Origin of the sequence: Pseudomonas mandelii (assembly GCF_002251635.1) — a bacterium.
In the GTDB taxonomy this organism is placed as follows: domain Bacteria; phylum Pseudomonadota; class Gammaproteobacteria; order Pseudomonadales; family Pseudomonadaceae; genus Aquipseudomonas; species Aquipseudomonas mandelii_B.
In genome coordinates, this window is the sequence record NZ_NMOJ01000235.1 from 112,442 (window position 1) to 133,610 (window position 21,169).

Annotated in this window: 15 protein-coding genes, 5 tRNA genes and 1 pseudogene; 11 read left to right on the forward strand and 10 right to left on the reverse strand. The window is 58.7% G+C overall.

The genetic code is table 11. The annotated features are described in order from the left end of the window. The first annotated feature begins 35 nt into the window (after positions 1-35). Positions 36-863, forward strand: coding sequence for an arylamine N-acetyltransferase family protein (locus B7L09_RS28190; protein ID WP_094471591.1), 828 nt, complete (start codon positions 36-38; stop codon positions 861-863). A 96-nt stretch (positions 864-959) separates the two neighbouring features. Here B7L09_RS28190 and B7L09_RS28195 read toward each other — a convergent pair whose 3' ends face one another. Both B7L09_RS28195 and B7L09_RS28200 read right to left on the reverse strand, forming a co-directional pair. Continuing rightward, on the reverse strand, positions 960-1,292 hold the full coding sequence (locus B7L09_RS28195; RefSeq protein ID WP_094471592.1) for a BrnA antitoxin family protein: 333 nt from the start codon (positions 1,290-1,292) through the stop codon (positions 960-962). A gap of 3 nt (positions 1,293-1,295) precedes the next feature. Continuing rightward, positions 1,296-1,577 carry a BrnT family toxin gene (locus B7L09_RS28200; protein WP_094471593.1) on the reverse strand — a complete coding sequence of 94 codons (282 nt, stop codon included), beginning with the start codon at positions 1,575-1,577 and terminating at the stop codon, positions 1,296-1,298. 254 nt (positions 1,578-1,831) lie between these two features. Here B7L09_RS28200 and B7L09_RS28205 point away from each other — a divergent pair, with 254 nt between their 5' ends. After that, positions 1,832-3,349, forward strand: coding sequence for a nucleobase:cation symporter-2 family protein (locus tag B7L09_RS28205; protein WP_094471594.1), 1,518 nt, complete (start codon positions 1,832-1,834; stop codon positions 3,347-3,349). 119 nt (positions 3,350-3,468) lie between these two features. Here B7L09_RS28205 and B7L09_RS28210 read toward each other — a convergent pair. Together B7L09_RS28210 and B7L09_RS28215 are read right to left on the reverse strand one after the other, a co-directional pair. Then, positions 3,469-3,544, reverse strand: a tRNA-Asn gene (locus B7L09_RS28210). Between the two features lie 33 nt (positions 3,545-3,577). Continuing rightward, positions 3,578-5,095, reverse strand: coding sequence for an efflux transporter outer membrane subunit (locus tag B7L09_RS28215; protein WP_049870751.1), 1,518 nt, complete (start codon positions 5,093-5,095; stop codon positions 3,578-3,580). Between the two features lie 87 nt (positions 5,096-5,182). Between B7L09_RS28215 and B7L09_RS28220 the strand changes: the two genes are divergently transcribed. The 3 genes from B7L09_RS28220 (at position 5,183) to B7L09_RS28230 (ending at position 10,185) form a co-directional block, all read left to right on the forward strand. After that, positions 5,183-5,803: a TetR/AcrR family transcriptional regulator gene (locus B7L09_RS28220; protein ID WP_010456071.1), complete on the forward strand. Its 621-nt coding sequence runs from the start codon at positions 5,183-5,185 to the stop codon at positions 5,801-5,803. A gap of 177 nt (positions 5,804-5,980) precedes the next feature. Next, positions 5,981-7,102 carry an efflux RND transporter periplasmic adaptor subunit gene (locus tag B7L09_RS28225; RefSeq protein ID WP_010456068.1) on the forward strand — a complete coding sequence of 374 codons (1,122 nt, stop codon included), beginning with the start codon at positions 5,981-5,983 and terminating at the stop codon, positions 7,100-7,102. Next, a complete protein-coding gene (locus B7L09_RS28230) occupies positions 7,099-10,185 on the forward strand; it encodes an efflux RND transporter permease subunit (RefSeq protein WP_010456066.1) in 3,087 nt (1,028 codons plus the stop codon). Before B7L09_RS28225 ends, B7L09_RS28230 begins: the two co-directional genes overlap by 4 nt. Before the next feature lie 267 nt (positions 10,186-10,452). Here B7L09_RS28230 and B7L09_RS28235 read toward each other — a convergent pair. Both B7L09_RS28235 and B7L09_RS28240 read right to left on the reverse strand, forming a co-directional pair. Next, positions 10,453-11,506, reverse strand: a pseudogene (locus tag B7L09_RS28235) (tyrosine-type recombinase/integrase); the annotation flags it as partial. Between the two features lie 173 nt (positions 11,507-11,679). Continuing rightward, positions 11,680-11,755 (reverse strand) — tRNA-Asn (locus tag B7L09_RS28240). Positions 11,756-11,982: 227 nt separating this feature from the next. On the opposite strand from B7L09_RS28240, the gene B7L09_RS28245 reads away from it, so the two are divergent. Continuing rightward, complete coding sequence (locus B7L09_RS28245) at positions 11,983-12,213, forward strand: hypothetical protein (protein ID WP_010456061.1); 231 nt, start codon at positions 11,983-11,985, stop codon at positions 12,211-12,213. Here the strand turns inward: B7L09_RS28245 and B7L09_RS28250 are convergent. Then, the gene (locus tag B7L09_RS28250; protein WP_094471595.1) at positions 12,210-12,410 is read right to left on the reverse strand and encodes a hypothetical protein; all 201 of its coding nucleotides are present in this window, start codon (positions 12,408-12,410) and stop codon (positions 12,210-12,212) included. The two genes, B7L09_RS28245 and B7L09_RS28250, sit on opposite strands and share 4 nt — an antisense overlap. Before the next feature lie 177 nt (positions 12,411-12,587). Further along, positions 12,588-13,784 (reverse strand): amino acid aminotransferase, encoded by a 1,197-nt coding sequence (locus B7L09_RS28255; RefSeq protein WP_094471596.1) that lies wholly within the window; start codon positions 13,782-13,784, stop codon positions 12,588-12,590. Between the two features lie 335 nt (positions 13,785-14,119). Between B7L09_RS28255 and uvrB the strand changes: the two genes are divergently transcribed. Then, positions 14,120-16,135, forward strand: a complete 2,016-nt coding sequence (gene uvrB, locus B7L09_RS28260) for an excinuclease ABC subunit UvrB (RefSeq protein WP_094471597.1) — start codon at positions 14,120-14,122, stop codon at positions 16,133-16,135. A gap of 146 nt (positions 16,136-16,281) precedes the next feature. Here the strand turns inward: uvrB and B7L09_RS28265 are convergent, their stop codons facing one another. Together B7L09_RS28265 and B7L09_RS28270 are read right to left on the reverse strand one after the other, a co-directional pair. Further along, positions 16,282-17,832 carry an MDR family MFS transporter gene (locus tag B7L09_RS28265; protein WP_094471598.1) on the reverse strand — a complete coding sequence of 517 codons (1,551 nt, stop codon included), beginning with the start codon at positions 17,830-17,832 and terminating at the stop codon, positions 16,282-16,284. Beyond that, positions 17,822-18,871, reverse strand: a complete 1,050-nt coding sequence (locus B7L09_RS28270) for an HlyD family secretion protein (RefSeq protein WP_094471599.1) — start codon at positions 18,869-18,871, stop codon at positions 17,822-17,824. Before B7L09_RS28270 ends, B7L09_RS28265 begins: the two co-directional genes overlap by 11 nt. A gap of 220 nt (positions 18,872-19,091) precedes the next feature. On the opposite strand from B7L09_RS28270, the gene gltX reads away from it, so the two are divergent. From gltX to B7L09_RS28290, 4 genes are all read left to right on the forward strand, one after another. Then, on the forward strand, positions 19,092-20,573 hold the full coding sequence (gltX, locus tag B7L09_RS28275; RefSeq protein WP_094471600.1) for a glutamate--tRNA ligase: 1,482 nt from the start codon (positions 19,092-19,094) through the stop codon (positions 20,571-20,573). 193 nt (positions 20,574-20,766) lie between these two features. Beyond that, positions 20,767-20,842: transfer RNA gene (locus B7L09_RS28280), tRNA-Ala, on the forward strand. 80 nt (positions 20,843-20,922) lie between these two features. Beyond that, positions 20,923-20,998: transfer RNA gene (locus B7L09_RS28285), tRNA-Glu, on the forward strand. A gap of 50 nt (positions 20,999-21,048) precedes the next feature. Beyond that, positions 21,049-21,124 (forward strand) — tRNA-Ala (locus B7L09_RS28290). The last annotated feature ends 45 nt before the right edge of the window (positions 21,125-21,169 follow it).

Genomic DNA, 21,169 nt, shown 5'->3' on the forward strand with positions numbered 1-21,169 from the left:
GAGAGATCCGCGGCCCCCTGCAGAAGGACCGAGCAATGAGCGAGCCACGCCTGACGAACCGTGCGTTATACCTGCAACGCCTGGGTTTCGACGCGCCCCCGGCGCCGACCCTGGACACCTTGCGCCAACTCCAGTTGCGCCATACCGGGGCCTTCCCGTTTGAAAACCTCACCACGCTGTCCGGCGAGCCGGTACGCATCGACCTTCCATCCATCGAGCAGAAAATCCTGCAAGAAGGGCGCGGCGGTTACTGCTACGAGCTCAACTACGCGTTTCTAGCCTTGCTTCAGGAATTGGGTTTTGACGCATGCGGCATTACCGGTCGAGTGGTCATGGGCCAGCCCGAAGGCGCCTGGACTGCCCGCACGCACCGCTTGAGCCTGGTCACGCTGGACCGCGTGCGCTACATCACCGACGTCGGCTTCGGCGGCATGGTGCCGACCGCTCCGCTGATGCTCGACACCGATGTTGCACAGCGCACTCCTCACGAGCCGTATCGCATCGAGCGCCATGCAGACGGCTACACCTTGCGTGCCAACGTCAGCGGCGAGTGGCGGCCGATGTACATCTTCGACCTGCAACGCCAGGAAGACATCGACTACACCCTCGGCAACTGGTACGTCTCGACCCATCCGGAATCGTCGTTTACCAAGCAATTGTTGGTCGCGCGCACCGGGGATGGCTGGAGGCGCACGTTGAACAACGGCAGTTTTGCGATTCATCGGGTGGGCGCCGAGAGCGAACGGCGGCAGGTTGCTGATGTGGAGGAGTTGATCGGGTTACTGGAGGGGGAGTTCGGGATTCGCGTGCCGGAGCATGCGCAGTTGCGGCAGGTGCTCGGGCGGTTGATTCAGGTGACATAGCCATCGTCCCGAGAGGGCAGATTCAAAACATCTGCCCTTTTTCTTTGCGTGGGGATCAGGCTCCGCTCCCCCCTTGGTTCTTGAAACGGCACACCCTCAAGGCTCAATCACACGATGAATCTCGCTCAAGACCTCTGAGAGTTTTTTCTCCAGGCTCTTCAGTTCAGATGCAGTAATTCCTTCTTTGAAATGCCCACCATTCGCCACCGTCGCGTACTGATCGTGCGCGGTGGTTTTTTCCTTGGTGTTGAGCAGTGCCTGGCGCAGCGTGTTGTTGATCACTGTTTGGTAGCCATACCCCTCGCTCTCCGCCATGGCGCGTGCAGCTTCGATGACGACATCGTCGAGCATGATGGTAATTCGGGTTTTGCCTTTGCTGGAGGCAACAGCTCCACGCTTGGCATTGCTGAAATCGTATTCATCTTTCATCGTTCAATTCTCCAAGTAACGACGGCGCTCATTTTTGCTGGCGAGGCGCGCGGAAATGATTCGTACGAAATTCGGATCGCGATAGGTGTACGCAACGACCAGCAAGCGAGCTTTGGCATCCATGCCCATGACAATCCACCGTTGTTCATCGTGATGGTTATCCTGAATCGTCAGTGCTCGCTCGTCGTAAAACACCGGTTCAGTTTCGGCGAGGCTGATGCCGCGATGCTTTAATTTGTTGGCTGCGTTTTTTGCCTTGTGATACTGAATCTCGAATGACTTCATTATGCATACTTTATATGTATAAGCGAGAGGCGTCCGTGCCGGCGGTCGCTTGGAATGCAAAAGACTAGCGGGCAGGGGAGCAGGCAGATGAAGGATGTATTACAAGATTTTTGGAGGGGAAAGGCGCGCAGTTAAAGGCCGACATTGACACGTGTCCATTATCTGACTGATGAGTTGTATACAACTCTATAGACATTTGTCCTGAGTCTTGCATACAGTGTGCGCATAACAAAAAACCAGGGAACCCCCCAACCATGAAAACGCCCCATGTTTCACACCAACGGCCTGAGGACGAAAACCTCGGGGTCGGCGCGAATATGGCTTACGGCCTGCAACATGTGCTCACCATGTACGGCGGCATCGTCGCTGTACCGTTGATCNTCGGCCAGGCGGCCGGACTCTCGCCGGCGGACATCGGTTTGTTGATTGCTGCTTCATTGTTTGCGGGGGGCTTGGCGACATTACTGCAGACCCTCGGTTTACCGTTCTTCGGGTGTCAGTTGCCGCTGGTGCAGGGCGTGTCGTTTGCCGGTGTGGCGACGATGGTGGCGATTGTCGGCAGTGATGGCGCAGGCGGCGTGCCGGCGATTCTCGGGGCGGTGATGGCCGCGTCGTTTATCGGGCTACTGATCACGCCGGTGTTCTCACGGATCACCAAGTTCTTCCCGCCGCTGGTGACCGGCATCGTGATCACCACCATCGGTCTCACATTAATGCCCGTGGCGGCGCGCTGGGCCATGGGCGGCAATAGCCGTGCGGCGGATTTCGGCAGCATGGCGAACGTCGGCCTGGCCGCGCTGACACTGGCGTTGGTGTTGCTGCTGAGCAAGATCGGCAGCGCGACGATCTCGCGTTTGTCGATCCTGCTGGCCATGGTGATTGGCACCGTGATTGCGGTGTTCCTCGGCATGGCGGATTTCTCCGGCGTCACGCAAGGCCCGATGTTTGGCTTCCCGACGCCGTTCCACTTCGGCATGCCGACGTTCCACTTTGCCGCGATCCTGTCGATGTGCATCGTGGTCATGGTGACCCTGGTGGAAACTTCGGCGGACATTCTCGCCGTCGGTGAAATCATCGACACCAAGGTCGATTCCAAACGCCTGGGCAACGGCCTGCGCGCCGACATGCTGTCGAGCATGATCGCGCCGATCTTCGGCTCCTTCACCCAAAGCGCCTTCGCCCAGAACGTCGGGCTGGTGGCCGTGACCGGCATCAAGAGTCGTTTCGTGGTCGCCACCGGTGGCTTGTTCCTGGTGATACTCGGTCTGCTGCCGTTCATGGGCCGGGTCATCGCCGCAGTACCGACCTCGGTACTGGGTGGTGCGGGCATCGTGCTGTTTGGCACCGTGGCAGCCAGTGGTATNCGCACGCTGTCCAAGGTGGATTACCGCAACAACATGAACCTGATCATCGTCGCAACGAGCATCGGTTTCGGCATGATCCCCATCGCTGCACCGAACTTNTACGACCACTTCCCAAGTTGGTTCGCGACCATCTTCCACTCGGGCATCAGCTCCTCGGCGATCATGGCCATCGTGCTCAACCTGGCCTTCAACCACCTCACCGCCGGTAACTCGGATCAACAATCGGTGTTTGCGGCCGGTACCGAGCGGGTTCTGCGTTACCAGGATCTGGCGGCCTTGCGTGAAGGGGATTACTTCAGCGAAGGCAAGCTGCGTGACTGCGACGGGAACGAGATTCCGGTGGTGGAAACGGCGCATGATTCGAGCGAGCATCGAGCGGCTCATGCTAAAAGTGGTGAGCATGTCTGACGGCGGCACCTGCTAAAACAGGCCGATCTGTTGAATAGACAGATCGGCCTTTTGCTTTTCCAGCGGCCACAAAAAAGCCCCTGAACCTTTCGATTCAGGGGCTTTTCGATATTGCTGTCTGGCTCCACGACCTGGACTCGAACCAGGGACCCAGTGATTAACAGTCACTTGCTCTACCAACTGAGCTATCGCGGAATGGCGTGTATGTTACCTAATCCAGCCCGTATTTTATTGGAGTTCTTCCGATATCCCTGGATCAGGAAAAAACATTCGAGTTTCCGCTCTTTTTGAGACAACGCGAGCATCTGAGTCATCTCGCTGCCAACCGCCACCCAAGGCTTTGAACGTGGCCACTGCAGCGCGAGCCGATTCAGTTTGTGCCTGGGCTCTGCCATCAGATGCCGCTAGGAGATGTTCATCGGCATCCAGCACTTCGATCAAGCTGACCACGCCTTTTTCATAGGCGGCAAACGATGTCGCTCTGGCTTTCGCATACGCCGACTCGCCTTGGGCGAGCTGGGTCGATTGTTGCTCGCGTTTGATCCGTGCCGAAACAGCGCTTTCCACATCTTCGCAGGCCCGCAGAACGGACTGGCGGTAAGCGGCCAAGGCTTCGGCTTCCTGGCCCTTTGCCAAATCAATCTGGGCGTTGATGCGGCCAAAATCGAACAGCCGCCAGCGTAAACCCAGTGCCGCCGAAGCTTGACTGGCGCCGTTGCTGAACAGGTTTGCGCTGGATACCGACGTAGCACTGCCGAGCAGCGCAGCCACAGACAGTTTGGGGTAGTACTCGGACATGGCTTCGCCGATGCGCGCGCTGGATGCCGCAAGACGGCGCTCCGCGACGATCAAGTCTGGACGCCGACGCAGCAGGTCGGCTGGAGCGCCCATGTCCGAGAGGCCTGGCACCTCAGGGATGGGCGCCAGCTTAGTCAACTGCGCACTGTAAGTGCCGGGCGCCTTGCCCAACATGACATCCAGCGCATTCATTGCCGTGTCAATGCCTGCTTGCAGTACCGGCACGGTGGCCTGCGCTTGGTTCAGCGCGCCCTGGGTCTGGTTCAACTGCAGTTCAGCCGCCAGGCCTTTTGCGTAGAGATGTTCGATGGTGGTGAGCAGTTGTTGTCGTGTGTCTACTTGCTGCCGGGCAATTTCCAGACGTGCTTGCAGGCCACGGATGCTGATGTAAAGGTCGGCTGTTTGCGCGACCACTGCCAGGCGTGTGGCAATCGCTCCGGCTTGCGAGGCCTGATAATCGGCGAAGGCCGCTTCTTTACCTCGGCGCAGTCCGCCAAACACGTCCAGCTCCCAGCCGGCATTCAAGTTCGCCTCATAGGCGCTGCCGTAGCGATTATAGGAAGGGGCTGAATTCAGCACTTGGCCCAACGGCGTCTCCAAAGACTGACGGGCTCGGGCCGCCTGACCATTGACGGTAGCCGACGGCAGGAGGGCTGCGTTAGCTGCGCCCAAACCGGCGCGAGCCTGCTCGATCCTTGCGTTTGCCTGGGCTAAATCGAGGTTCTGTTCAAGTGCTCGATTTATCAGTTGACTGAGTATCGGGTCATTAAATGCATTCCACCAAGCGGCGAGATCGGCATTTGCAGCGTCCACTTGCCGTGCCTTGGACGTTTGCGCCGAGAAATGCTCGGGCAATTCCACGCGGGGTTCTGAGTAGTCGGGGCCCACTGAGCAACCTGCAACCATACCCAAACACAGTAAGACGGCGAAACGAGGAGGAGGGTGCATGCGATGCCTGCGAAAGGGTCGATTTGTGACGATATTACAATTTGGTCACAAGTTGTCAACCACCTTTGGGATGAGTAAGCTGCTCGCATGAATCAGCCATCAGTTTCTTCGCCCAGCGCCCGTGGCCCAGCCGATCACGACATTCGAGACCAGATTGTTGCGGCGGCCAACGAACATTTCAGTCAATACGGTTATGGCAAAACAACGGTTTCTGACCTAGCCAAGGCCATCGGCTTTTCCAAGGCTTACATCTACAAATTCTTTGAATCCAAGCAGGCGATTGGTGAAGCAATCTGTACAAATTGCCTGACTGAAATCGTTGCGGCAGTGGAGCAAGCCATCAATGTAGACGGCATCTCCCCGACTGAACGTTTTCGGCGCCTGGTCAAAACCTTAATCGCTACAGGTGTGAGCCTGTTCTTTAACGACCGTAAACTCTACGACATCGCAGCGTTCTCCGCGTCGGAGCGATGGCCCAGCTCACAAGTCTATGACGCTCAGATTAAGAGCTTCGTGTTGCAAATCGTGCGTGAGGGGCGAGAGCTCGGCGAGTTTGAACGCAAGACTCCGCTGGACGAGACGGTAGAGTCGATTCATCTCGCTCTGCGGCCTTTCATGAATCCTCTGCTATTGCAGTACAACCTCGATTTTGTTGAAGAAGCCCCTTCTCTCATCTCCAATCTTGTTCTGCGCAGCCTGATGCCTTAAATCTCTGCTGACGGATGCGCTGCGCATCCGTATCAGCGTGTGCGCCTGAAAAAACTAGATATCGAGCCTCTTTGCTCTGCTCTGATCAAGTGGGCGATGTTCATTCGTCTCGGTAGTGACTATTGACAGAAATGGTCACTTGAATAAGCATGATGCATCCGCTACCGAGAGGTCTTTATGATCCAGCGCCACCGCATGTCAGCCATTTTCATTGTCTTGTTGCCGTTTGCCCTAGCGGCCTGCAACGAGGCCACGCCTGCCGATCCTCGCCTTCAAACGCCCTTGGTGCGCATCGGCGTGGTTCAACCCTCCGCGCCTGCGGCACGGGTATTCACCGGTATCGTCGCGGCCCGAGTTCAGAGCGACCTCGGTTTTCGGGTGCCAGGGAAGGTCTTGGAGCGTTTGGTGGATGCTGGACAGAGTGTCAAGCGCGGGCAGCCCCTTATGCGAATCGATGCCAACGACCTGACGCTGACCGCGCGGGCACAGAAGGAAGCGGTACTGGCCGCCATGGCCCGAGCTCGGCAGGCCTCCGATGACGAGCTTCGCTACCGTGATCTGGTGTCCGTCGGAGCGGTATCTGCTTCAGCTTATGCAGGGTTCAAAGCAGCTGCCGACTCGGCGAAAGCCCAACTCAACGCTGCCCAGGCCCAGGCTGATGTGGCGAAAAACGCGACCGGTTATTCGACGTTGCTGGCGGATGCTGACGGGGTGGTAGTGGATACCTTGGCGGAGCCGGGGCAGGTAGTTGGCGCAGGGCAGGTGGTGGTACGCGTTGCCCATTCAGGGCAGCGCGAGGCGGTGATCCAGTTGCCCGAGACGTTACGTCCTGCGCTGGGCTCGGCGGCGACGGTTGAGCTGTACGGCCAGCACCAGACTGCAGGTAATGCGCGTTTACGCCAGTTGTCCGACTCTGCCGACCGACAGACCCGAACGTTTGAAGCGCGTTATGTGCTGGAGGGGGCGCTCTCCAACGCCACCCTGGGTTCGACGATCTCAGTGGTTATCGCTGACACGGATGTTGCTGATGCCAAGGAATTACAGGTGCCCATGGGGGCCCTCTACGACGCCGGTAAAGGCCCGGGGGTCTGGGTGGTGGGCGGGGAACCTGAGCAGGTGGCATGGCGCCCGATCAAGGTTCGTGGCCTGAATAATGAGGCCAGCGTGCGCGTGACGGGTGATCTGCAGGTGGGTGATCGTGTTGTCGCATTGGGTGCTCACTTGCTGAGCGAGGGAGAGAAGGTCAGGACTGAACTCGCCGATGCTCCGCAAAATTCAGTGGTTGAGGTAAGTCGATGAGCGGCTTCAATCTTTCGGCGCTGGCCGTACGCGAGCGCTCAATCACGCTGTTTTTGATCCTGCTGATTTCTGTGGGTGGGTTGTACGCCTTCTTCAAACTGGGGCGTGCGGAAGATCCCGCATTCACCATTAAACAAATGACGGTGGTCACTGCCTGGCCTGGGGCGACGGCCCAGGAGATGCAAGACCAGGTGGTAGAAAAGCTGGAAAAACGCATGCAGGAGCTGCGTTGGTACGATCGGACCGAGACCTTTACCCGGCCCGGTTTGGCATTCACTACGGTGTACCTGCTCGACAGCACGCCGCCCTCAGCGGTCCAGGAGGAGTTTTACCAGGCGCGCAAGAAAATTCTGGATGAGCAGAAGGGGTTGCCGTCTGGGGTGATCGGCCCGATGGTCAACGATGAGTATTCCGATGTCACCTTCGCGCTCTATGCGCTCAAGGCCAAGGGCGAGCCGCAACGTCTATTGGTGCGCGAAGCCGAGAGCTTGCGCCAGCGTTTGCTGCATGTAGCGGGGGTGAAGAAGGTCAACATCATCGGTGAACAGGCCGAGCGCGTTTTTGTCGAGCTGTCCTACGAGCGTCTGGCGACACTGGGCATTTCTGCACGAGACATCTTCAGTGCGCTGAATACGCAAAACATGATAACGCCGGCCGGTTCGGTAGAAGCGAAGGGGCCCCAGGTTTTCATCCGGCTGGATGGCGCGTTTGATGACCTGCAGAAGATTCGCGATACCCCGCTGACAGTGCAGGGCAGAACCCTCAAGTTGTCCGATGTGGCTGAGGTCAAGCGCGGTTATGAGGACCCCGCGACATTCCTTGTACGCAACAACGGCGAGCCGGCACTGTTGCTCGGCGTGGTCATGCGCGATGGCTGGAACGGCCTGGATTTGGGGAAGTCGCTGGATGCTGAGGCAACAGCGATCAATGAGCAGATGCCTTTGGGCATGAGCCTGACCAAGGTCACGGATCAGGCGGTGAATATTGGCGCATCCGTCAACGAGTTCATGGTGAAGTTTTTTGCTGCCTTGGGCGTGGTGCTGCTGGTGTGTTTTCTCAGCATGGGCTGGCGTGTCGGCGTTGTGGTTGCCGCAGCGGTGCCGCTGACTCTGGCGGCCGTGTTCATTGTCATGGCGGCCACGGGCAAAGACTTCGATCGAATTACCCTGGGCTCGTTGATTCTGGCGCTGGGGCTGCTGGTGGACGATGCAATCATTGCCATTGAAATGATGGTGGTGAAGATGGAAGAGGGCTACGACCGAATCAAGGCCTCCGCTTATGCCTGGAGCCACACGGCCGCGCCGATGTTGTCGGGGACGTTGGTGACGGCGATCGGCTTTATGCCCAACGGTTTTGCCAAGTCGACCGCTGGTGAGTACACCGCGAACATGTTCTGGATCGTTGGCATTGCGCTGATCACTTCCTGGGTGGTGGCCGTGGTGTTTACCCCTTACCTGGGCGTCAAACTGCTGCCGCAGATCAAGGTGCCTGAAGGCGGGCATACGGCGATTTACGGTACACCGAACTACCAGCGTTTCAGGCGCCTGCTGGGCAGTGTGATCCGCCGCAAAGGCCTGGTGGCGACATCCGTCGTGGGCTTGTTTGTTGTTGCGATTCTGGGCATGGGCGTGGTCAAGAAGCAGTTCTTTCCAACATCCGACCGACCTGAGGTGCTGGTTGAGGTGCAGATGCCTTACGGCACCTCTATCGAACAGACTGATGTAGCGGCGGCCAAGGTCGAGGCGTGGTTGGCTCAGCAGCCGGAAGCCAAGATCGTCACCGCTTACATTGGCCAGGGCGCGCCACGCTTCTATTTGGCGATGGCCCCTGAGCTACCCGATCCATCCTTCGCAAAAATCGTCGTCCTGACGGCGAATCAGCAAGAGCGTGAGGCGCTCAAGATTCGGCTCAGGCAAGCCACGGCCGATGGTTTGGCGCCTGAAGCCCGCGTGCGGGTGACGCAGTTGGTATTTGGTCCTTACTCACCGTATCCGGTGGCCTTTCGGGTGATGGGCGCCGAGCCCGCAGTGTTGCGGGATATCGCCGCGCAGGTGCGTGAGGTCATGACCGCCAGCCCCATGATGAGAACCGTCAACACCGACTTGGGCGAGCGCGTGCCGGCACTTCATCTCACGCTGGATCAGGATCGCCTGCAAGCATTCGGCTTGACCTCGACCGATGTCGCGCAACAGCTGCAATTTCTGCTCACGGGGGTGCCTGTCACCGAGGTGCGTGAGGACATTCGTTCGGTTCAGGTGGTCGCTCGCTCCGCTGGTGAGACGCGTCTGGATCCATCGAAAATTGCCGCCTTCACGCTGAACGGCGTCCAAGGCCAGCGCGTTTCGCTGTCCCAGGTAGGGGCGGTGGATGTGCGCATGGAAGAGCCCATCCTGCGACGTCGTGATCGTACGCCGACAATAACCGTGCGCGGTGACGTGGCTGAAGGTCTTCAGCCCCCCGATGTCTCCAACGCCTTGATAACGCAGCTGCAACCTATCATCGAAAAGCTGCCGGCGGGCTACCGCATTGAGTTTGCCGGCGCGATCGAGGAGTCGGGTAAAGCAAACAAGGCATTGCTGCCGTTGTTCCCGATCATGATCGCGCTGATGTTGCTGACCATCATCATTCAGGTGCGCTCAATGTCGGCAATGATGATGGTGTTCGCCACCGCCCCTTTGGGCCTGATTGGTGTGGTGCCAATTCTGCTGCTGTTCCAGCAGCCGTTCGGGATCAACGCCTTGGTGGGATTGATTGCCTTGTCAGGGATTCTGATGCGCAACACGCTGATCCTCATTGGCCAGATTCACTCCAATAAGCAAGCCGGACTGTCGCCTTATGACGCAGTGGTCGAAGCCACTGTGCAGCGTGCACGGCCAGTGATTCTCACGGCGTTGGCGGCGATGCTGGCGTTCATTCCGCTGACCCATTCGGTGTTCTGGGGAACGCTGGCCTACACCCTGATTGGCGGTACGTTTGCTGGCACCGTGCTGACCCTGGTGTTCCTGCCAGCGATGTACGCCCTCTGGTTCAAGATCAAGCCTGAGCCCGCGCATGAGCTTGCAGCGAACACTCATGTTGCTTGATACCTGCGTGTCTGGATCGTCTCAAAAAGGAAAATCGATATGAGCTCGTTGGCCCAGATTACTTAGTAGTTTGATCCCGCTGCGCCCTTTGTGGCTCCGGCCAACTGGCTCCAGGGAAGAACTGTGTTTGACGGGCTATCTCGAGCCTGTCATTGCAGGCGGTGTTGTTTGAGGCATGGCCGGATTGTGGGCTCGCCAGACCGTAGCGATTTTTACCTGGCGTGCAGTGAACTCAGCGCAATAGTTGTTTCTGCAGTCCCACCTTCAGAGATTACCGAGTTCCTTGTGGCTCATCTGCCGCTCGATGGCTGTGTCCGTCCACAAACCTGACTCGATCGGTGCGCTGCAGGCCATCGAACGAAACCCATGCCCACAGATCTCGGATTTGGTGTCGTACCCCATCTTCCGAAGCGCGCTGTTCACCGTGTTTTCGGACATTGGTTTCCAAGATTTGGTATCGCTTGCCATCTTCGTACCCCTTGTGGAAAAGGGTACGCCTTCCAACGCTGGTCGCTTGTCGGGTATTTCCCAGGCGCCGCGCTTGAGGTCGAACTCGCTCCAGCGGGCGAAGCGCAGCTTGCTGGAGCGTACAAACACGTGCAGCGACAGCAAGACCGTTAGCCGGGTAAGTGCGCGGCCTTTATAGGTGGCGATCCGTTCCTGCAATTCAGGCAGGCGCGATAAGGATAGAGCGGGACGGTGGACGACCCGCGAGGCTTTGATCGAGCCTACGAGGTCGTAAGCAGGGTTTACGGTGATAAGCCGGAGGCGCTTTGCCTCGCGCCTGATGCTCCGCAGGTAGTTTTGTACCCTTAAAGCAATGTCCACCGTTCCGCAGTTCTTAATCGCTTCCAGGGGCTGCATAAGATCGTGGGTATCAAGGTCGACAATGGCGCGAGCGCCGATCAGTGTGAAGAGGTGAGTTTTGAGGCGACTCATCATTGTCTTGGAATAGTCCGGTGCCCACTTGGCTGACATTTCCGTGTGCCAGCCGAGGGCAACGCTTTCAAAGGTGAGGTCTTTGATCAGAGCGTTCGGCTTGGCTTGGTTCTTGGCTCCTATAGTGTCAATGCCATCCGCCAGCATTCGCTTGGCCTCCAAGCGCTTGCGGCGCGCAGCCGCGAGGCCAACGATGGGGTAGTTGCCGAATGAGGTCAGTCCTTCCCGGCCATCAGGTTTGACGTATCTGAGACGCCAGCCTTTGCGGCATTGGGTTGGACTAGAGGTAAAGGCCGTCGCCGTCGAAAAGCTTATAGGCGCGGTCTGTGGGCTTGGCCGAACGGCAAGCGGCGTCGGAGAGTGGGGCAGTAGTGCGCGACATAAGGGAACTCCCTTTTATCGAACTGACCTTTATCCCAAACTCTACCTTTAAAATGGCTTCATGGGCTTACTTCTGAATCGAAGGTATAGAGACGGTGTCATACTGTGCGCTTTGATCGCACGGCCAAATCCAAGCCAAAAAAAAGCCTGCATCTCTGCAGGCTTTTCTTTATCTGGCTCCACGACCTGGACTCGAACCAGGGACCCAATGATTAACAGTCATTTGCTCTACCAACTGAGCTATCGCGGAATGGCGTGTATGTTACTGATTCAAAAAGAGAAGTCAAGCATCTGTTAGCAACTTGATGGATTCATGGAGACGGACGGTGGTTTATCGACCCCGGGCGGTTACCAGAATCGCTTCAGAGGTCTACCATGGCCGCCCGGAAGTGGTTACACGCGCTGCCGGCCATTCGCCGAAAAGGTACGTGCCATGAATCACCCAGTCCTCACCTCTCCAAACAACGGGGTGTTCGCATGAGCATCGCTCAGATCAGCTTGCCCAAAGGTGTCGGCCCGCATGCCGAGAAGCTGTTTGATGCAATCACTCAGGCCAGCACCGCTGATGACCTGAACCGTGCGGGCGGCAAGGCTGAAGGCTTCGTCCTCGGTCTGGAAAGCGCCAAAGCGATCAAGAGTCAGGTCGCCGAATCGCTCTACGTCGCCTATGACGATGCCGCCAGTCAGCGTGCGACCGAACTGGCTTAACCGCCGAAAGTGAACGTGGCGAGCATCAGCTTGGCGTACAGCATCGTGGCGGCCAGTTGCACCAGCCACAAGGCCAGGCCACCGAGAAATACGCCAGCGGCCACTTGCAGCACCAGGTTATTACCGCGTTTGGCCGGTGTGCGAGGGACGAAATGGTCCAGCTCGTCACGGTCGGCGCGTAGGTCATCGTTTTTCATGTGGTTTCTCGTAGATTTCCAAGGTGTACACAAATCCCTGTGGGAGCGGGCTTGCTCGCGAATGCAGTGCAACACTCAACATTGNNTAGAGCGGTCGCTCGTTGCTTTGAGAATTATCTGCGACGAATAAAAAACGGGAAGCCCCAAGGCTTCCCGTTTTTCGTATCACGCAACGGCTCAGATCACCGCAACGATGGCCTTGGTCACTGCATCAATGTTGCTCTGGTTCAGCGCCGCCACACAGATGCGGCCGGTGTCCAGCGCGTAGATACCAAATTCGGTGCGCAAACGGGTGACTTGCTCAACCGTCAGGCCGGAGTAGGAGAACATCCCGCGCTGGCGGCCGACGAAGCTGAAATCACGCTGGGGCGCGTTTTTCGCCAGCAGGTCGACCATCTGGGTGCGCATGCCACGAATCCGCAGGCGCATCTCCGCCAGTTCTTCTTCCCACTGGGCGCGCAGCTCAGGGTTGTTCAGCACTGCCGCAACGATCGCCGCGCCGTGGGTTGGCGGGTTGGAGTAGTTGGTGCGGATCACACGCTTGACCTGGGACAGGATGCGCGCGCTTTCTTCCTTGGATTCGCTGACGATCGACAGCGCGCCCACGCGCTCGCCGTACAGCGAGAACGACTTGGAGAACGAGCTGGACACAAAGAAGGTCAGGCCCGATTCAGCGAACAGGCGCACCGCTGCGGCGTCTTCGTGGATGCCGTCGCCGAAGCCCTGGTAGGCCATGTCGAGGAACGGCACCAGGTTCTTGGCCTTGACCACATCCAGCACGTTTTGCCAGTCGGCCGGGCTCAGGTCGACGCCGGTCGGGTTGTGGCAGCAGGCGTGCAGCACCACGATGGACTGCGGCGGCAGGGCGTTGAGGTCTTCGAGCAGACCTGCACGGTTAACGTCATGGGTCGCGGCATCGTAGTAGCGGTAGTTCTGCACCGGGAAACCGGCGGTTTCGAACAGCGCCTGGTGGTTTTCCCAGCTCGGGTCGCTGATGGCGACGACGGCGTTGGGCAGCAGTTGCTTGAGGAAGTCGGCACCGATTTTCAGCGCGCCGGTGCCGCCAACGGCCTGGGTGGTAAGGACGCGGCCAGCGGCGATCAGTGGCGAGTCATTGCCGAACAGCAGTTTCTGCACAGCCTGGTCGTAAGCGGCAATGCCGTCGATTGGCAAGTAGCCACGGGACGCGTGTTGAGCGACGCGAATCGTCTCGGCTTCGACAACGGCGCGCAAGAGTGGAATCTTCCCCTCCTCGTTGCAATAAACGCCCACGCCAAGGTTGACCTTGGTGGTTCGGGTGTCGGCGTTGAATGCTTCGTTGAGGCCCAGGATTGGATCGCGTGGTGCCATTTCGACAGCGGAGAACAGGCTCATTTTTGCGGCAGCTCTAATGGGGNATGGAGGGACGTGTCGCGCTCCAGCCGAATGCACTAGAGCGGTGCACAAACGGGGAGCTAGTATAGAGGCCATCTGCGATTGATGGCGACAGCCGAATCAGTTTTTCAGGCAAGTTTTTTCGATTATTTTTCGACCGTTAGTCGAATGCCGGCATCAAAGACTTCAAGGGATGTAGGACGTTTGCCTTGAAAGCGCAGGCAATCGGCTCCACATTGAGCACAATCCAGTTTTTTCCTCGGGCGACGTGAGTCGTTTGCGGCCTTTCTCGTTGCTGCCGGTTTGACCGCGCTGGCGCGATATCAGAGGTATATATGTCTGAATTCCAGCTAGTCACCCGCTTCGAGCCCGCCGGCGATCAGCCGGAAGCCATCCGCCTGATGGTCGAGGGCATCGAAGCCGGGCTGGCACACCAGACGTTGCTCGGGGTGACCGGTTCAGGCAAGACCTTCAGCATCGCCAACGTGATTGCGCAGACCAATCGGCCCACCTTGGTGCTGGCGCCGAACAAGACCCTGGCCGCGCAGCTCTACGGCGAGTTCAAGGCGTTTTTCCCGAACAACGCAGTGGAATACTTCGTTTCCTACTACGACTACTACCAGCCCGAAGCGTATGTGCCGTCCTCCGATACCTTTATCGAGAAGGATGCGTCGATCAACGACCACATCGAGCAGATGCGGCTGTCGGCGACCAAGGCGCTGCTGGAGCGCAAGGACGCGATCATCGTCACCACGGTGTCGTGCATCTACGGTTTGGGCAGTCCGGAAACGTATTTGAAGATGGTGTTGCACGTTGATCGCGGCGACAAGCTCGATCAGCGCGAGCTGCTGCGGCGCCTGACGAGCTTGCAATACACCCGCAACGACATGGACTTTGCCCGGGCGACCTTCCGGGTACGCGGTGATGTGATCGACATCTACCCGGCGGAGTCCGACCTGGAAGCGATCCGCATCGAGCTGTTCGACGATGAAGTCGAGAGCCTGTCGGCCTTCGACCCGTTGACTGGCGAGGTGATCCGCAAGCTGCCGCGCTTCACCTTCTACCCGAAAAGCCACTATGTGACCCCGCGCGAAACCCTGATGGGCGCCATCGAGGGTATCAAGGTCGAGTTGGCCGAGCGCCTGGAATACCTGCGTGCCAACAACAAGCTGGTGGAAGCCCAGCGCCTGGAGCAGCGCACTCGGTTTGACCTGGAGATGATCCTCGAGCTGGGTTACTGCAACGGCATCGAAAACTACTCGCGCTACCTCTCGGGGCGCGAATCCGGGCAGGCGCCGCCGACCCTGTTTGATTACCTGCCGGACGACGCCTTGCTGGTGATCGACGAGTCCCACGTCAGCGTGCCGCAGGTGGGGGCGATGTACAAAGGTGACCGTTCGCGTAAGGAAACCTTGGTGGAATACGGCTTCCGCCTGCCTTCGGCGCTGGATAACCGGCCGATGCGTTTTGACGAGTTTGAAAGCATCAGCCCGCAGACGATTTTTGTCTCGGCCACGCCGGGTAACTACGAAGCCGAGCATGCGGGACGCGTGATTGAGCAACTGGTGCGCCCGACCGGCCTGGTGGACCCGCAAATCGAGATCCGCCCGGCGCTGACCCAGGTCGATGACTTGCTCTCGGAGATCACCAAACGCGTGGCCCTGGAAGAGCGGGTGCTGGTCACCACGCTGACCAAGCGCATGTCCGAAGACTTGACTGACTACCTGGCCGACCACGGCGTACGCGTGCGCTATTTGCACTCGGACATCGACACCGTGGAGCGCGTCGAGATTATCCGCGACCTGCGCTTGGGCACCTTTGACGTGCTGGTGGGGATCAACCTGCTGCGCGAAGGCCTGGACATGCCGGAAGTGTCACTGGTGGCGATCCTCGATGCCGACAAGGAAGGCTTCCTGCGTTCCGAGCGCTCGTTGATCCAGACCATCGGCCGTGCGGCGCGCAACCTCAATGGCCGGGCGATTCTTTACGCGGATCGCATCACCGGCTCCATGGAACGGGCAATTGGCGAGACCGAGCGCCGCCGTGACAAGCAGATTGCCTTCAACCTGGAGAATGGCATCATCCCGAGAGGCGTGTTCAAGGACGTCGCCGACATCATGGAAGGCGCCACCGTGCCCGGTTCGCGCAGCAAGAAGCGCAAGGGTATGGCCAAGGCTGCCGAAGAAAGCGCCAAGTACGAAAACGAACTGCGCTCGCCGAGTGAGATCACCAAGCGGATTCGGCAGTTGGAAGAGAAGATGTACCAGCTGGCGCGGGATCTTGAGTTNGAAGCGGCGGCGCAGATGCGCGATGAGATTGGCAAGTTGCGGGATCGGTTGATTACGGTTTGATGGCGAAACGCTGTACCTGTGGCGAGGGGGCTTGCCCCCGTTGGGCTGCGCAGCGGCCCTAAAACCTGACGCCGTGATGTTTTTTACGACTGCTTCGCAGCCGAGCGGGGGCAAGCCCCCTCGCCACAGGTTCGTGTATGTCGAAATCAATGCGCCTCGCCAGCCTTGAGCCCCGCCGGCAACGCCTTGGTCAGCAACACCGCAATCATGCTGATCCCCAGCGCAATCCCGACAAAGTGAAACGCATCGTTGTACGCCATGATTGAGGCCTGCTGATGCGCAATCTCGCTCAGCTTGCCCAGCGCCGCCGTCTCACTGCCAAACCGGTCCGTCATCGACGCCATTCGCTCCGCCACCTGCGGATTGCTCGGTACGATGGATTCACGCAAATAATCAAAATACGTCTTGGTCCGCGCATCCAACAACGTGGCGAGGAGGGCGATGCCGATCGCGCCGCCGAGGTTGCGCAGGATGTTGAACAGGCTCGACGCCGACCCCGCATCCTGCGGCAGGATGTAAGCGGTGGCGATCAGTGAGATGGTCACCATGATCAGGGGCTGGCCCAACGCCCGGATGATCTGGATCTGATTGAACTGCGGCCCGGCAAAGTCCGGGTTCAGCACCCCCGACGAAAAACTCGCCAACCCGAATAGCCCGAAGCCCAGCGTGCACAGCCATTTCGGCGACACGTATTTCATCAGCTTCGGCACCAGCGGAATCAGAAACAGCTGCGGCAAGCCCATCCACATGATCACTTCACCGATCTGCAGGGCGTTGTAGTTCTGGATCTGCGCCAGGTACAGCGGCAACAGGAAGATCGAGCCGTACAAGCCGACGCCCATCCCGAGGCTGGAAATACTCGATAAGCCGAAGTTGCGATTACCCAGGATGCTGAGGTTGATCAGCGGATTGGGCTTGGAAAACTGCACGATTACAAAGGTGATCAGGCTGACCAGCGCGATACTGCCCAGGGTCACAATCAGGTTCGACTCGAGCCAGTCCTTGCGGTGGCCTTCTTCCAGAAACACCTGCAAACAACCGAGGCCGACGCCGAGCGTAAGGATGCCCATGTAGTCGGTGCTTTTGAGCAGTTCCCAGTGCGCTTCTTTTTTCTCCAGGCCGTACATCAGGCCGGCGATCATGATCAGGCCGGGCGGTATGTTGATATAGAAAATGTATTCCCAGCCCCAGTTTTCCGTCAGCCAGCCGCCCAGCGTTGGGCCGATGGAGGGCGCGAACGTCGCGGTCATGGCGAACATCGCCATGCCTTTGGCGCGGTGGTGTTCCGGGAGTTTGATCAGCGTGAGGGTGAACGCCAGCGGAATCAGCGCGCCGCCGGTGAATCCTTGTAACGCCCGAAAGATGATCATGCTCTCCAGGCTCCAGGCCATGGAGCAGAGCAGCGAGGCGGCGAGAAATCCCAATGAGACCCAGACTGCCAGTCGTCGCGCCGACAGCAGCTGCACCAGCCACGCGGTCAGCGGGATCATGATGATTTCCGCCACCAGATACGAAGTGGAAATCCACGAGCCTTCTTCCAGGGTCGCCGACAATGCGCCCTGAATGTCCTTGAGCGACGAGTTGGTGATCTGGATATCCAGCACGGCCATGAAGGCGCCGAGCATCACGCTCATCACTGCAATCCAGTCTTTGCGGGTCGGTTCGCCGACCGGGCGGATCAGTTGATCACCGGCCATCGTCAGGGGCGTCTTTGATGTTCACTTTGGCGGTGACCGACATCCCCGGGCGAATCTTGCCGTGCAGCGGGTTGTCCGCCGCGAACGTCAGTTTGACTGGAATCCGTTGCACGACTTTGGTGAAGTTGCCCGTGGCATTGTCCGGCGGCAACAGGCTGAACTGTGCGCCCGAGGCTGCGAACAGGCTGTCGACCCGTGCATTGATCGGTGTGTCGCTGTAGGCGTCGAAGGTCAGCGTGGCGTTCTGGCCGGGCTGCATGTGGCCGATCTGGGTTTCCTTGAAGTTGGCTTGAATCCAGATGTCCTGATCCGGGACGATCGACAGCAGATAAGCGCCGGCCTGCACGTATTGGCCTTGGCGAGCCGCGCGCTGGCCGATCAGGCCGCTGATCGGCGCGTGGATTTCGCTGCGGGTCAGGTTCAGTTCGGCCTGGGCGAGGTCGGTCTTGGCGTTGGCGATCATCGCGTCGAGGCGCTTGATCTCGGCGCTCAGGGAGTTGACTTGCTGGCGCTGACTTTGTGCGTCGGCCTGGGCCTTGGTCACTTGCGAGCGGGCGATGTGGTTGTCGGCGGAGAGGGTGGTCACCCGTTCCTCCGAGACGTAGCCGGGTTTGCGCAGGGTTTGCGCGCGGGACAAGTCGATCTGCGAACGTCCAAGGCTGGCCTGGCTGGAGGCGACTTGCGCCTCGCTGGCGGTGATCAGGCTGGCTTGCTGGGTCAGTTTGCTTTGCGCCTGTAAACGTTCGGCCTGTCGGGTAGCAAGGGTGGCATTGGCGCGGTCGACGGCGAGGTGGAAGTCATCGCCTTCGAGCTTGATCAGCAACTGGCCTTTCTCGACGTGCTGATTGTCCTGCACCAGCACCTGTTCGATGCGCGCGCCCAATTGGCTTGAGACACGGGTGATCTCGCCCTGGACATAGGCGTTGTCGGTGCTTTCATAAAACCGCCCCTTGAAGAACCATTGGGCGAAGAAGCCCCCGGCAATCAGCAGGACGATCAGCAGGAAAATAAACAGGCGTCGCTTGAGTTGGGCAGGCATGGGGCAGACTGTAGTCGAGAAATTGTAAGGAAAGTTATCAGCAGGTGAATCTGGCATACAGTCGATAGTGGGTAAATGCCATCGGCTGATAATCGATCATTCATCGCGGCTCAGGCCCGTTGTAGACGCAACCTTGGCTTAAATGCCCTGCTGACTGGAGCCGGGCGGGTATCGCCTGTTACCATTCGCCCTTTGTTTTATCTTCATTTCGAGACTTGCCATGACCACCGTCCGCACGCGCATTGCGCCATCGCCTACTGGGGATCCCCACGTCGGTACTGCTTACATCGCCCTGTTCAACTACTGCTTTGCCAAGCAGCACGGTGGTGAATTCATCTTGCGGATCGAAGACACCGATCAAGTGCGTTCGACCCGTGAGTCCGAACAGCAGATTTTCGACGCCTTGCGCTGGTTGGGCATCGACTGGAGCGAAGGGCCGGACGTTGGCGGCCCGCACGGTCCGTATCGTCAAAGCGAACGCGGCGACATTTATCAGAAGTACTGCCAGCAGCTGGTCGAGATGGGCCANGCGTTCCCGTGCTTCTGCACCGCCGAAGAGCTGGACCAGATGCGCGCCGAGCAACAGGCCCGTGGCGAAACCCCGCGCTACGACGGCCGCGCGCTGCTGCTCTCGAAAGAAGAAGTGGCCCAGCGCCTGGCTGCCGGCGAGCCTCACGTTATCCGCATGAAAGTGCCGAGCGAAGGCGTGTGCGTGGTGCCGGACATGCTGCGCGGTGACGTCGAGATCCCGTGGGACCGCATGGACATGCAGGTGCTGATGAAGACCGACGGCCTGCCGACGTACTTCCTGGCCAACGTGGTCGACGACCACCTGATGGGCATCACCCACGTGCTGCGCGGCGAAGAATGGCTGCCGTCGGCGCCTAAACTGATTCTGCTGTACGAGTACTTCGGCTGGGAACAACCGCAGTTGTGCTACATGCCGCTGCTGCGTAACCCGGACAAGAGCAAGCTGTCCAAGCGCAAGAACCCGACGTCGGTGACGTTCTACGAGCGCATGGGCTTCATGCCCGAGGCGATGCTCAACTACCTGGGCCGCATGGGCTGGTCGATGCCGGACGAGCGCGAGAAGTTCTCGCTGCAGGAAATGGTCGATAACTTCGATCTGTCCCGCGTCTCTCTGGGCGGGCCGATTTTCGATATCGAGAAGCTGTCGTGGCTCAATGGCCAGTGGCTGCGTGATCTGCCGGTGGAAGAGTTCGCTTCGCGCCTGCAAACCTGGGCTCTCAACCCTGAATACATGATGAAGATTGCGCCGCACGTGCAGGGTCGCGTGGAGACGTTCAGCCAGGTCGCACCGTTGGCCAGTTTCTTCTTTGCCGGTGGCGTGAACCCGGATGCCAAGCTGTTTGAATCCAAAAAGCTCTCGGGTGACCAGGTTCGCCAGTTGATGCAGTTGATCCTGTGGAAGCTCGAAAGCCTGCGTCAGTGGGAAAAAGAGGCGATCACCGCGACGATCCAGGCCGTGGTCGAGTCCCTCGAGCTGAAGTTGCGCGATGCCATGCCACTGATGTTTGCCGCGATCACTGGCCAGGCCAGTTCGGTGTCGGTGCTCGATGCGATGGAAATCCTCGGCCCGGACCTCACGCGTTTCCGTCTGCGCCAGGCGATCGACCTGCTGGGCGGCGTGTCGAAGAAGGAAAACAAGGAGTGGGAAAAACTCTTGGGCAATATCGCCTGATTCCCACTGTTCTCTGTAGCAGCTGCNGCTGGGCGCTATCGGCTAAGCAACGGGTTGTAACGGTCAAACCCCGGTTTTCCGGGGTTTGGGCGGTAAGTGATTGTTATCCCGGCAAAAAATTTTGGAAATTGTTGAAAATAAATTTGACACACTTCCAAACCGCCATTAAGATTCGCCCCGTCCTCACCGATGAGGGGCTATAGCTCAGCTGGGAGAGCGCTTGCATGGCATGCAAGAGGTCAACGGTTCGATCCCGTTTAGCTCCACCAATTTACACGTTCAAGGTCTGGCCACACCGGCCTTGAAGCGATCAACACTCAGTGTTGATCTGTTGTATAGAAGGGTTTGCGTCCCCTTCGTCTAGTGGCCTAGGACACCGCCCTTTCACGGCGGTAACAGGGGTTCGAGTCCCCTAGGGGACGCCAGTTTCAACAAGCAGCTCGCAAGGTCTGCTGCGCCGCGAGGCGAAAAATCCGGGGCTATAGCTCAGCTGGGAGAGCGCTTGCATGGCATGCAAGAGGTCAACGGTTCGATCCCGTTTAGCTCCACCAATTTACANGTTCAAGGTCTGGCCACACCGTCCTTGAATTGATCAG